Annotated in this window: 11 protein-coding genes; 4 read left to right on the forward strand and 7 right to left on the reverse strand. The window is 71.1% G+C overall.

What is annotated here, in order from left to right; genetic code table 11:
* Window positions 1-105 precede the first annotated feature (105 nt).
* A complete protein-coding gene (locus K6U06_RS00770; protein ID WP_262319973.1) occupies window positions 106-1,068 on the reverse strand; it encodes a universal stress protein in 963 nt (320 codons plus the stop codon).
* A gap of 195 nt (window positions 1,069-1,263) precedes the next feature.
* Here K6U06_RS00770 and K6U06_RS00775 point away from each other — a divergent pair, with 195 nt between their 5' ends.
* Entirely contained in the window at window positions 1,264-2,187 is a 924-nt protein-coding gene (locus K6U06_RS00775) for an aldose 1-epimerase family protein (protein ID WP_262319974.1), read from the forward strand.
* Between the two features lie 171 nt (window positions 2,188-2,358).
* Window positions 2,359-2,685, forward strand: coding sequence for a hypothetical protein (locus K6U06_RS00780; protein ID WP_262319975.1), 327 nt, complete (start codon window positions 2,359-2,361; stop codon window positions 2,683-2,685).
* A gap of 53 nt (window positions 2,686-2,738) precedes the next feature.
* On the opposite strand, the gene galT is transcribed toward K6U06_RS00780, so the two are convergent.
* The 4 genes from galT to aceB all read right to left on the reverse strand — a co-directional run bounded on the left by galT (window position 2,739) and on the right by aceB (window position 6,974).
* Window positions 2,739-3,725, reverse strand: coding sequence for a galactose-1-phosphate uridylyltransferase (gene galT, locus K6U06_RS00785; protein ID WP_262319976.1), 987 nt, complete (start codon window positions 3,723-3,725; stop codon window positions 2,739-2,741).
* Window positions 3,722-3,880 carry a hypothetical protein gene (locus tag K6U06_RS00790; protein WP_262319977.1) on the reverse strand — a complete coding sequence of 53 codons (159 nt, stop codon included), beginning with the start codon at window positions 3,878-3,880 and terminating at the stop codon, window positions 3,722-3,724. The genes galT and K6U06_RS00790 overlap by 4 nt, the downstream gene beginning before the upstream one ends.
* A 71-nt stretch (window positions 3,881-3,951) precedes the next feature.
* Window positions 3,952-5,292 carry an isocitrate lyase gene (gene aceA / locus K6U06_RS00795; protein WP_262319978.1) on the reverse strand — a complete coding sequence of 447 codons (1,341 nt, stop codon included), beginning with the start codon at window positions 5,290-5,292 and terminating at the stop codon, window positions 3,952-3,954.
* An 86-nt stretch (window positions 5,293-5,378) separates the two neighbouring features.
* Window positions 5,379-6,974, reverse strand: coding sequence for a malate synthase A (gene aceB, locus K6U06_RS00800; RefSeq protein WP_262319979.1), 1,596 nt, complete (start codon window positions 6,972-6,974; stop codon window positions 5,379-5,381).
* 113 nt (window positions 6,975-7,087) lie between these two features.
* Between aceB and K6U06_RS00805 the strand changes: the two genes are divergently transcribed.
* The gene (locus K6U06_RS00805; RefSeq protein WP_262319980.1) at window positions 7,088-8,590 is read left to right on the forward strand and encodes a helix-turn-helix domain-containing protein; all 1,503 of its coding nucleotides are present in this window, start codon (window positions 7,088-7,090) and stop codon (window positions 8,588-8,590) included.
* A gap of 123 nt (window positions 8,591-8,713) precedes the next feature.
* Here K6U06_RS00805 and K6U06_RS00810 read toward each other — a convergent pair whose 3' ends face one another.
* Complete coding sequence (locus K6U06_RS00810; RefSeq protein ID WP_262319981.1) at window positions 8,714-10,369, reverse strand: thiolase C-terminal domain-containing protein; 1,656 nt, start codon at window positions 10,367-10,369, stop codon at window positions 8,714-8,716.
* Between the two features lie 16 nt (window positions 10,370-10,385).
* Window positions 10,386-10,694 carry a hypothetical protein gene (locus K6U06_RS00815; protein ID WP_262319982.1) on the reverse strand — a complete coding sequence of 103 codons (309 nt, stop codon included), beginning with the start codon at window positions 10,692-10,694 and terminating at the stop codon, window positions 10,386-10,388.
* A gap of 198 nt (window positions 10,695-10,892) precedes the next feature.
* Between K6U06_RS00815 and K6U06_RS00820 the strand changes: the two genes are divergently transcribed.
* Window positions 10,893-12,164, forward strand: a complete 1,272-nt coding sequence (locus tag K6U06_RS00820; protein ID WP_262319983.1) for an amidohydrolase family protein — start codon at window positions 10,893-10,895, stop codon at window positions 12,162-12,164.
* The last annotated feature ends 15 nt before the right edge of the window (window positions 12,165-12,179 follow it).

The raw sequence follows: 12,179 nt of genomic DNA on the forward strand, positions 1-12,179 counted from the left end.
TCTTGTCGCCATCAGCGTCCCGCCTGGCGGACCCGTCCGACAGGAGGCGAAGGTCCCTGGATGTGCGCAGGTGGCCCTCTCCTCGCCGTCGAGGCCGGGGGGAGGTCAGTGGGCCAGGTCGGAGCCGGCCAACGCGCCGGGCTCGCCGAGGGCGTCAGTCCCCGCGTGCTCGCCGGCATCGACGTGCTCGCCGGAGGGGATGACCGCCAGCGCCGCCTTGCAGTGGTGCAACACGGCGTTGCTGGTCGAGCCCAGCACGTGCTGGCGGACGAATCCCTGCCCTCTCGTGCCGACGACGACCAGGTCGGCCTTGCTGGCGAGGCGCAGCAGCACCTCGGCGGCATCACCCTTGCGCAGCCTGGGCTCCACCCGCTCCCGGTACCGCGGCGGCAGCTCGGCCAGCTCGTGGGCGAGGGCCTCCTTGGCTCGGGCGTGCAGGACCGTCACGTTGTCGTGGGTCGGGGGCAGCAGCGGCAGCAGGTCGAGGTGGGGGAACGACCACGCGTAGACCGCCTCGGCGGTGGTGTCGCGCCGTTCGGCCTCCTCGGCCGCCCATCGGAGGGCCACCAGCGACGGGGCCGACCCGTCGACGCCGACCAGGATGCGGCTGGAGGGCCCCAGCGGTGCGGGCGGCTGCCCGTCGATGCTCGGCACGATGATCAGCGGACGCACCGGGTTCTGGGCCAGCCCGGCGCTCACCGAGCCGATAACGAGGCGGCGCAGACGGCCGGCGCCTCGCCGGCCGACGACCAGCAGCGACGCGTCGTGGCGGACCGCCTCGGCGCGCAGCGAGAGCACCGGAGGCGCGACCCGGACGACCCGGTGGACGGTGACGCCGTCGTGAGGGACCCGCCGGACCATGTCCTCGAGCATCCGTTGGCCCTCCGCCTCCGGCGGCGCCACCACGTTGCCCCACTCGCTCGGCACGAAGACCGGGGCGACGAATACCGCGACGACGTCCACCTTCCGGCGGGCCGCCTCGTCACACGCCCAGCGCAGCGCAGCCTCGCTCGGCGCCGAGCCGTCGACACCGACAACCACGGCCCCCTTCATGGCGGTCCTTGTCATCTCGCCCTCCTGAGTCGAGTCCTGCTCCATGATCCGTTACCGCCCGCAACCTGCCGGAGGGCCGAAGGTCCCCGCCGGCCCGCTGATCGTCCTGAACCGGCGAGACCGGCCGATGGCGGGGCCGGCCCGGCGAGACCGGTCGACCGGGCCGGGTGAGCGGCCGGGTCGGGCGCCGGGCTGCGTAGTCTCGGCGGGATGGATCCACTCGTGCCTTCGGGCCGCCAGGTCGTGCTGGTCCATGGTGACCAGCGTGCCGTCGTCGTCGAGGTCGGAGGCGGGTTGCGCAGCTACGAGGTGGCCGGTGTGCCGGTCATCGACGGCTACTCCGAGCCCGAGATGTGCTCCGGCGGCCGCGGCCAGCCTCTGCTGCCGTGGCCCAACCGCCTGGCCGACGGCCGCTACGACTGGGAGGGGCAGACCCACCAGGTGGCGATCAGCGAGCCGGCGACGGGCACGGCGATCCACGGGCTGGCGCGCTGGTCGGCGTGGCAGGCGGCCGACGCCGGCACGTCGTGGGCGACGATGGCCCACCGTCTCGCCGCGGAGCCCGGCTACCCGTGGACCCTCGACGTGACCATCACCTACCGCCTGGACGACGACGGCCTCAGCGTGGCCACCGCCGTGACCAACCGATCGAGCGGGGACGCCCCGTTCGGGATCGGGTTCCACCCGTACCTGCACGCCTTCGGAGGCCTGGTCGACGATTGCCGCTTGACGCTGCCCGCGACGCAGGCCTACGACGTCGACGGGCGGGGCTTGCCGACCGGCCGCCACCCCGTCGACAGCGGCCCCGACGACTACCGCTCCGGGCGGGCGGTCGGCGACCGCCACCTCGACCTGCCGCTCACCGGCCTCACCAGGGACGGCGACGGCCGGGCCCGCGTCGTGCTCCAGGGGCCGGCCGGGACCGGCCGGCGGGTGACGTTGTGGGTGGACGAGGCGTTCACCCACCTGCAGGTCTACAGCGGCGACACCCTGGGAGACGCCGCCCGGCGCCGGCGGGGTCTCGCGGTCGAACCGATGACCGGTCCGGCCAACCTGCTGGCGAGCGGGGACGGCCGCCGGATCCTCGAACCGGGCCGGCCGCTCCTCGCAACCTGGGGCGTGCAAGCCGGCTGACCGCTGCCCGGCCGGGCATCCACCACCGGTTCGGGGCTCGCTGGCACACTTCGGGGCATCACCCTCGGGCCGCCACCGCAAATTTGTGGTCAACCTTCTGCCGGCAATGCCGATGCATCACTCAACGCCGGTGAAGCGAAGGCCCGCAATGGACAGAGAAGGGAGGCGTTCATGACTATCGCAGCGCCACCGTCGTTGAAGGTCCGAGAGGACCTCGTCGTTGCCGGGCTTCGCGCTGCTGTGGCCGACGATCACACCAAGCGCTACTTGGTCCTCGCCCTTCCCGGCCGGACCGGTCCATGCTGGGTGTGCGCCCCGGCCACCGACACCGCGCTCGCAGCGGTGCGCGACGGGCGCACCTCTCCGTGGGCCGTCGTCCACCACAGTGCCACCGGCACGGTGGACATCTACCGCACCATGCTCGACGGCTCGCTGCGCGAGTCGGTCGTGCTGTGCGCCAATCTCCCCTTGGGAGACACGCTGCTTTCTGCGGCATAGGCAACGGCGCCTGTGCCGCAGAACGCGCCGCGCTGCCCGCGCGGGCGCCGGCGTCAGCGGTGCCGAGCGGCCCGAAGCTGAGCCGCCGCGTCCTCCGGGGCGACGTCGGTCAGGAACGCCCCGCCGGCCAGCTCGCTGCCGGCCAGATGCTTGAGCTTGGTCGCGCTGCGGTGCGGCGGGCTGAGCTCGACGTGCAGGTGGCTCACCGTTTCCCAGTCGCCGCCGTCGGTCGGGCGCTGGTGCAGCGCCATGACATAGGGCAGCGGGAAATCCCACAGCCTGTCGTAGGCCTCGAGCACCTCCACCAGCAGCCGGGCCAGGCCGGCTCGCTCGGTCGGGGTCAGATCGACCACGTCCGTGGCGTGACGGCGGGGCCACAGCTCCACCTGGTACGGGAAGCGGGCCCAAAACGGGACCACCGCCAGCCACTCTCCTCCCGCCGCGACCTGGCGGGGGCCGCCGGCCTCCTGCGCGACCAGGTCGCACCACACGCAGCTCCCGTGCTTTTGGTGGTGGCGCCGGGCGGTTCGCAGCTCGAGCGCCGGGCGGGGCGGGATGTCGGGGTAGGCGTAGATCTGGCCGTGCGGGTGGGACAGGGTGACGCCCACTTCGGCGCCGCGGTTCTCGAAGGGCATCACGTAGGCGACCTCCGGCCGCTCTCGGAGCGCTGCGGTGCGCGCCGCCCACACCTCCACGAGAGTCCGGGCCCGGGGCGCGCCTAGCGACGCCAGGGAGGCGTCGTGGTCGTCGCTGTAGACCACCACCTCGCACGCGCCGGCGGCGGGGGCGACCGGCGTCAACGCGCTGCCCGGCACCGACGGCCGCGGCGGGTCGCGGGTGAGAGCAGGGAAGCGGTTGTCGAAAACCGCCATCTCGAAGCGGGACCGGGGGATCTCCGTGACCGGACCGCCGGGGCGGGTCGGGCACAGCGGGCAGGCCGCGCCATCGGGGAGGCCGCCCGGCAGGTAGGTGCGGTCCTGGCGGTTGGTGGAGACGACCACCCACTCGCCGGTGGTGGGGTCGTAGCGCCGTTCGGTCACCGCCCGGCCGGCTCGTCGTCGGGCGGCTCGTCGCCGGGGGGTTCGGGAGTGGGCGCCCGGGAATAGAAGGTGATGCGACGGCCGTCGGGGAGGGTCTCCTCCTCGACGCGGAGAGGCCAATTGTCGGGATCCGGCGCAGCCGGCGGACCGCTCATTTCCCCAACCATAGACAGCACAGGGGCGGGGCCGTGGTGGCCCCGCCCCTGCCCGCCTCGAGCGTCAGGTGCTACTTGCTGGCTTCGAACTGCGCCTCTTCGGTGGAACCGGTGAGGGCGAGGGTGCTGGACGCTCCGGCGGTGATGGTGGACAGGACGTCGTCGAAGTAGCCGGCGCCGACCTCCCGCTGGTGGCGGGTGGCGGTGTAGCCGTCGGCCTCCATCGAGAACTCCCGCTGCTGCAGCTCGACGTAGGCGGTCATCCCGCTGGCCGCGTAACCCCGGGCCAGCTCGAACATCGACTCGTTGAGGGCGTGCCAGCCGGCGAGGGTGATGAACTGGAACCGGTAGCCCATGGCCCCGAGCTCCTTTTGGAACCGGGCGATGGTCTCGTCGTCGAGGTGACGCTTCCAGTTGAACGACGGCGAGCAGTTGTACGCCAGCATCTTGTCGGGGAACTCGGCGCGGATGGCCTCGGCGAAGCGGCGGGCCTCGTCGAGGTCGGGCGTCGAGGTCTCGCACCAGATGAGGTCCGAGAACGGCGCGTAGGCCAAGCCCCGGGCGATGGCCGCGTCGAGCGACGGGGTCACCCGGTAGAAGCCCTCCGCCGAACGCTCGCCGGTGGTGAACGCCTGATCCCGGGGGTCGACGTCGCTGGTCAGCAGGTTGGCGCCCAGGGAGTCGGTGCGGGCCACGACCAGGGTCGGCACCCCGGCCACATCCGCGGCCAGGCGGGCGGCGACGAGGGTCCGGACGTGCTGGGCGGTGGGGATCAGGACCTTGCCGCCCATGTGCCCGCACTTCTTCTCGGAGGACAGCTGATCCTCGAAGTGCACGCCGGCCGCGCCGGCCTCGATCATGCCCTTCATGAGCTCGTAGGCGTTGAGGGCGCCGCCGAAGCCGGCCTCGGCGTCGGCGACGATCGGGACCATCCACTCGCGGTGCTCGCCGTCGTGGCTGTCCTTGGACGCCGCGTGGGCCTCGGCCCACTCGATCTGGTCGGCGCGTCGCAGCGCGTTGTTGATCCGGCGGACCACGGTCGGCACGCTGTTCGCGGCGTACAGGCTCTGGTCGGGGTACACCTGCTCCGACAGGTTGGCGTCCGCCGCGACCTGCCAGCCCGAGAGGTAGATCGCCTTCAGCCCGGCCTTGACCTGCTCGACGGCCTGGCCGCCGGTCATGGCGCCGAGGGCGTTGACGTAGTCCTCGGACCCGAGCAGCTGCCACAGGCGCTCGGCGCCATGACGGGCCACGGTGTGCTCGACGTTGAGCGAGCCGCGGAGGCGCACGACGTCCGCGGCGCTGTAGGGGCGCTCGATACCGTTCCAGCGGGGGTTGGTGGCCCAGTCTTTCTCCAGCTCGGCGACGGCGGCGTCGAAGGCGGAGGAGTTGGAAGTGGGAGGCGTGCTCATTGCTCGGGTGCTTCCTTTCGGGTGCTGCTCGGGGTCGGGTGACTACTCGGTGGTGCTCGGGAAACGGCGGACGGTGAACGGTGCGGCTAGGGGAGGAGCTGGTAGGCGGGCAGCGTGAGGAACGTCTCGAACCGCTCGGCCAGCGCTACCTGCTCGAACACCCCCCGGGCCTTGGCCAGGAGGTCGGGGTCGCCCATCGGCCCTCCGGCGCTGATCAAGCCGTCGATCAAGCCGTCGAGCTGGGAGCGGACCAACTCCGCGGTTACCGGAGTGCCGTCCTCGAGGCGGCGGTGGTGGTGAATCCACTGCCACACCTGGGCCCGGGAGATCTCCGCGGTGGCGGCGTCCTCCATCAAGTCGTCGATGCCGGCCGCGCCCGTGCCCGACAACCACGACGCCAGGTACCGGATGCCGACCGACAAGTTGGTGTGCAAGCCGGCATTGGTGATCGAACCGTCGGGCGCGTCGACGGTGAGAAGGTCGGCGGCGGTGACCTCCACCTCCGGGCGTTGGCGGTCCAGCTGGTTGGGGGCGGTTCCGAGGACCGCATCGAACTCTGCCATCGCGGTGGCCACCATGCCCGGATGCGCCACCCAGGTGCCGTCGAAGCCGTCGCCGGCCTCGCGCTTTTTGTCGTCGGTGACCTTGGCCAGCGCCGCTTCGGTGACGTCGGGCTTGCGGCTGTTGGGGATGAACGCCGACATGCCCCCGATGGCGTGGGCGCCGCGAGCGTGGCAGGTCTTCACCAGCAGCTCGGTGTAGGCCCGCATGAACGGGGTGGTCATGGTCACCTGCGACCGGTCCGGCAGGACGAACGCCGGGTCCTGGTTGAAGCGCTTGGCGACGCTGAAGATGTAGTCCCACCGGCCGGCGTTGAGGCCGGTGATGTGGTCGCGCAGCTCGTAGAGGATCTCGTCCATCTCGAACGCCGCGGTGATGGTCTCGATCAGCACCGTCGCCCGGATCGATCCCCGGTCCAGGCCGAGGGCGTCTTCGGCCGCGAACATGACGTCGTTCCAGAGCCGGGCCTCGAGGTGGCCCTCGAGCTTGGGCAGGTAGAAGAACGGCCCCTCACCCCGCGACAGCGACTCCCGCCCGTTGTGGAACACGTGCAGTCCGAAGTCGAACAGGGAAGCGGAGACGGGCTCGCCGTCGACGAGGAAGTGCCGCTCCGGCAGGTGCCAGCCGCGAGGCCGCACCAGCAGGGTGGCGATGTCGGGGTTGAGGCGGTACTCCTTCTCCCCGCCGGTGATCTCGATGGTCCGGCGGACCGCGTCTTGCAGGTTGACCTGGCCGGTGACCACGTTGTCCCACGTCGGGGAGTTGGCGTCCTCGAGGTCGGCCATGAACACCTTGGCTCCCGAGTTGAGGGCGTTGATCATCATCTTGCGCTCGACCGGGCCGGTGATCTCCACCCGCCGGTCGGCGAGGGCCTTGGGCGCCTCGGGGACCTGCCAGTCGCCGGAGCGGATGGCGGCGGTCTCCGCCAGGAAGTCGGGGCGCTCCCCGGCGTCGAAGCGAGCCTGGAGCTCCGCCCGGGCCGCCAGCAGCTCACGGCGTCGGCCGTCGAAGCGGTCGTGGAGGTCGACCAAGAAGCCCACCGCCTCCGGGGTGAGGACCCGCTCGGCGAGGGGGTGGGGGGTGATGGCAGTGCGGTTGTCGGAAGCGGTGGTGTCGGGCATCAGATCCTCTACAGGAGCGAACTACTGTCAAGTATGGAGAAATTTCGAGGAGCTGGTCAACAAAACAGTGCCTGACATTGCGTCTGGTGTAAAGAATCGCTAATATTTCGGCCATGGGCACCGCATCTCTCGACTCTCTGGTGTTCGGGCACCGGCTCCGGCACTTCCGCCGGCAGGCCGATCTGACCCTCGACGCCCTCGGCGCGGCGATCGGCCGGCCGCCGTCGTACCTGTCGCAGCTGGAGAACGGTCACCGCGAGCCGCGCCTGTCGACGGTCCACCAGCTGGCGGAAGCCCTCGGCTGCAGGGCGTCGGACCTGCTCGACACCAGCCCCCCCAACCGGCGCGCCGAGCTGGAGATCACCCTGGCCCACATGCAGGAGGACCCCCGCTACGCCGAACTGCGCCTGCCCCACCTGCGGCCGTCGGCCAAGATCGACGACGCCACCCTCGAGCACCTCGTCACCCTCTTCGACCGGGTCCGGGCGCTTTCCGCCGCGGTGGCGGCCGGGGCAGGGGGAGCCTCAGGCGTCGCGGCGCCCCCACCCGGCCTCGGCGCCCGGGCCGCCAACGCCGCCATGCGCCACGAGATGCGCCGGCGCGACAACTACTTCGAGGAGATCGAGAAGGAGACCACCGCCGCGCTTGAGGCGGTCGGCTACACCGGGCCGGGCACCGTGTCGGAGCGCAACCTGACCGACGTGGCCGCCTACTACGGCTTCACCATCGCCCGGGTGCAAGACGTGCCGCCCTCGGCCCGGTCGGTGACCGATGTGCGCAACCGGGTCATCTACGTCCCGCAACGCAACAACGCCAGCAACCGCACCGCCCGCTCGGTGATCGCCCAGACCCTCGGCCACTTCGCCCTCGGTCACAAAGACCCGGCCGACTTCGAGGGCTACGTCCGCCAGCGGGTCGAGGCGAACTACTACGCCGGCGCCCTCCTCGCCCCTGAACCGGCCGCGGTGTCGCTGCTCGGCGACGCCAAGCGCCGGGAGGACATCTCCGTCGAGGACCTGAGCGAGGTCTTCTACATCTCCTACGAGATGGCCGCCCACCGCTTGACCAACCTGATCACCCGCCACTTCGAGATCCCCATCCACTTCCAGCGCTCCGACCCCGAAGGCGTTCTGTGGAAGGCGTACGAAAACGACGGTGTCCTGCTCCCCGCCGACGCCGACGGCACCATCGAAGGGCAGCGGGTGTGCCGGTGGTGGAGCGCCCGCCAGGCCTTCGAGTCCGAGGACTCCTACTCCCTGCACTACCAGTGGACCGACACCGCGGTGGGCGCCTTTTGGTGCGTCACCCACATCGAGGTCGACCCCGGCCGGGGAGACGCGGTCACCGTCGGCACCACCGCCGAGCACGCCCACTGGTTCCGCGGCTCGGACACCACCCGCCGGCAGGTGTCGCGCTGCCCGGACCCCAGCTGCTGTCGAGCGCCGTCGCCCGACGCGGTACGCCGGTGGTCCGGCGCGGCGTGGCCCTCCGCCCGGGACCACAGCCACTTCGTGTCGGGGCTGCCGACCGACACCGTCACCTTCAACCCGTTCCCGGGCGTGGAGCTGACCGACGTGTACTCGTTCCTGGACCGCCACGCCCCGCCGGGGCGGTAACGACTGCTCCCCGCCGGGGCGGTAACGGCGACCCGCCGGGGCGGTTACGACTGCGCCCCGCCGGGGCGGTAACGGCGACCCGCCGGGGCGGTTACGACTGCGCCCCGCCGGGGCGGTGATCTCTCAGCGGTCGGTGGTGAACAGGGCGCAGCCGCCGGGGACCCCGCCGCCGGTCGCGACGAGCGCCACCTCCGCCCCACGGACCTGCCGCTCGCCGCCGTCGCCGCGTAGCTGTACGACCGCCTCGTGCACGAAGCCGTAGCCGTGGAGGCGGCCACCCGACAGCTGCCCGCCGTTGGGGTTGAGGGGCAGCTCGCCGTCGAGGGCGATGCGCCGGCCGCCCTCGACGAACGGGCCTCCCTCCCCGATCCCGCAGAACCCGAACGCCTCGATCCAGCTCAGGCAGTTGAAGCTGAAACCGTCGTAGAGCAGTGCGACGTCGACATCGGCCTTCGTGAGCTCGGTGCGGTTCCACAGGTGGCGGGCCGGGCCGACCACCTGCGGTTCGTGGGTCAGCGTCCCCTGATCCCACGACACCCGGTCTGCGATCTGGGTGCCGACCGCGTCGACGAGCACCGCCGGCCGGCGCAGGTCGCGTGCGGCGTCGCGGGCCGAAACCACCACCGCCACTGCTCCGTCGCAGGGCACGTCGCAGTCGTAGAGGCCGAAGGGAGTGCTCACCATGCGGGCCGAGAGGTACTCCTCCATGGTCAGCGGGTCCTTGTACACCGCCGCCGGGTTGAGCGCCGCGTTGCGCCGGGCGTTGAGGGCGATGGCCCCGAGCTGTTCCCTGGTCGTGCCGAAACGAGCGAAGTGCTGGGACGCGGCGATGGCGATCCAGTTGGCCGCGGAGAACGCGCCGTAAGGCAGCCGGCCCTCCATGAACCCCGACGCCCGCCCGGGTTCGGGGGCGAACGCGCCGCTACGCAGCATCGCCGCGTGGGTGGCCTCCCACACCGTCCGGAACACCAGCACATGGCGGCACAGGCCCGACCCCACCGCCATCATCGCCGCGATCAGCGCCCCGATCTGGCCGGGCGTCTCGCCGCCGCCGTTGATCCACGTCGGCTGCAGGCGCAGCGCCTCGATGAGCGGTGTCGTGCCGCCCTCGCTGTGACCTCCCATCCCCGGCCCTCCGGGATAGGTGCTCAGCCCGTCGATGTCCTCCAGCCCCAAGCCGGCGTCCTCGACGGCGGCCAGCGCCGCCTCGACGGTCAGCGCCAGCGGTGGGCGCATCAGGCGGCGCCCGACTTGTGACATCCCGATGCCGGTGATGGCCGCCTTGGCCTCGAAACGCTCGCCGGTGCCCCGCCCGCCGCGCGCCGGCGCCTCCTCTGGTTCTGGGACGTGCCAGTCACCGTCGGCGTCGCCGGTCGGGGAGAACAGCGGCAGCCACACGCCGTCCTCGAGCTGCTCGAAGTGGACCGCCACCCGCAGGCCCAGGCGGACCTCGTCGGGTGGGCAGCCGGTGATGTTGGTGGTGAGGCGGATCCGCGGGTCGTCCTCGAGGGCGACCACCGCGATGGAGTACGGGGGGACCAGCGCCGGGCTCCACTGCTGATGGTTGACGGTGCTGCCCACCACCGTGGCCCGTCCTGACAGCTCGGCGATCTCGGTGACCGTCGAGTGGCAGTACGGGCAGATCGGGGCGACCGGGAAACGGAGCTGGCCGCAGTCACCGCAGCGCTGCAGCCGCAACCTCCCGTCGCTCCCCGACGCCCAGAAGAAGGCGTTGTCGATGGTGAGCAGCGGAAGCGGGCGGCCGGCGGCGTCGGGCATGGTGCGGGCTCCCTGCTCAGTCGGAGGACGGCAACGGTTTGGCGTCTTTGAGGGCCAGGGCGACGCCGTCGACCGCCAGGCTGCCCGCCCCGCCCTTTGTGCAGAGCAGCTCGAGGGTGCCAGAAGGATCCGTGTAGCGTTTGCCGAGCACCGTCCGGTTGCTCCACGCCCCGTCGAGCAGCGCTCCCGCCGGAGCCTCCGCCCCGTGGGCCGCCATCTCCGCCCCGCCGCAGGACAACGTCACCGGCCCGCTCGGGGCCCGCACCGCGATCACCTCAGTGTCACACACTGCGCTGCGCCAGCGCGATCCTGCTTTGAGCTCCACCCGTGTCTCCCTCCCTGGACGTACCAACGGCAACCGCCGCCGGTGGACCGTACCCGATCGCCTCAGTCTGGCCTGACGTTGACTTCGACGTCAATGTTCGATAGCTTGGCACGGGAGTCGGTCGCGGATGGGCACTCGTGCTCGGAGTGTGAATATGACCACCGAGGCCCGCACTTGCGGGATGGGGGAGGAATGACGATGCAGCTCGACGACATGATCTTGGTGAGCATCGACGACCACATGATCGAGCCGCCGGACATGTACAAAAACCATGTCCCGGCCAAGTGGGCCGACCGGGTGCCCAAGGTGGTGCACAACGCCAGCGGCGTCGACGAGTGGGTCTTCGAGGGGGAGTCGACCCGCACCCCATTCGGGATGGCGGCCACCGTCGGGTGGCCCAAGTCGCAGTGGGGCTTCAACCCCGGCAGCTACACCGAGCTGCGGCCCGGGTGCTTCGACGTCCACGAGCGGGTCAAGGACATGAACGCCAACGGCGTGCTCGGGTCGATGAACTTCCCGACCATGGCCGGCTTCAACGCCCGGACGTTCTCCGAGGCGTCCGACAAGGAAGTGTCGCTGGTCATGCTCCGGGCGTACAACGACTGGGCCATCGACGAGTGGGCCGGCGCCTACCCCGGCCGGTTCATCCCGCAAGGCATCGTCCCCATGTGGGACATCGACCTCGCCGTCGACGAGGTCAATCGACTGGCCAAGAAGGGTTGCCGCTCGATCAGCTTCCTCGAGACCCCCCACGTGCAGGGGTTCCCGAGCTTCCTGTCCGGCCACTGGGACCCGATGCTGTCGGCCATCGTCGACCACAACATGGTGCTGTCGCTGCACATCGGGGCCGGTTTCGCGGTGATCCAGAGTCCCAAGGAGGCACCGATCGACCACTTGATGGTGCTGGCCTGCCAGATCAGCGCGATCACCGCCCAGGACCTACTGTTCGGGCCGACGCTGCGCAAGTTCCCGGCTCTCAAGGTGGCCCTCTCCGAAGGCGGTATCGGCTGGATCCCCTTCTACCTGGACCGCATCGACCGGCACTACCAAAACCAGGAGTGGCTGCACGGCGGCAAGGACTTCGGGGACAAGCTGCCCTCGGAGGTGTTCCGCGAGCACATCCTGGCCTGCTTCATCACCGACCCTTCCGGGCTGCTGCTGCGGGACCGCATCGGGCTCGACATCATCGCCTGGGAGTGCGACTACCCCCACACCGACACCACCTGGCCGGAGTCGCCGGAGTACGCCTGGAAGGAGTTCCAAGACGCCGGCTGCGACCCCGACGAGATCCACAAGATGACCTGGGAGAACGCCTGCCGGTTCTTCGACTGGGACCCGTTCAAGCACACTCCGAGGGACCAGGCGACGGTGGGCGCCCTGCGGGCGCTGGCCAAGGACGTCGACGTCACCCGCATGCCCAAGGAGGAGTGGCGCAAGCGCAATGAGGCGGCCGGTATCGGCACGTTCTGACCGGCGGCGCGGGGA

It is taken from the genome of Acidiferrimicrobium sp. IK (assembly GCF_025499425.1).
Lineage (GTDB): Bacteria > Actinomycetota > Acidimicrobiia > Acidimicrobiales > Palsa-688 > Acidiferrimicrobium.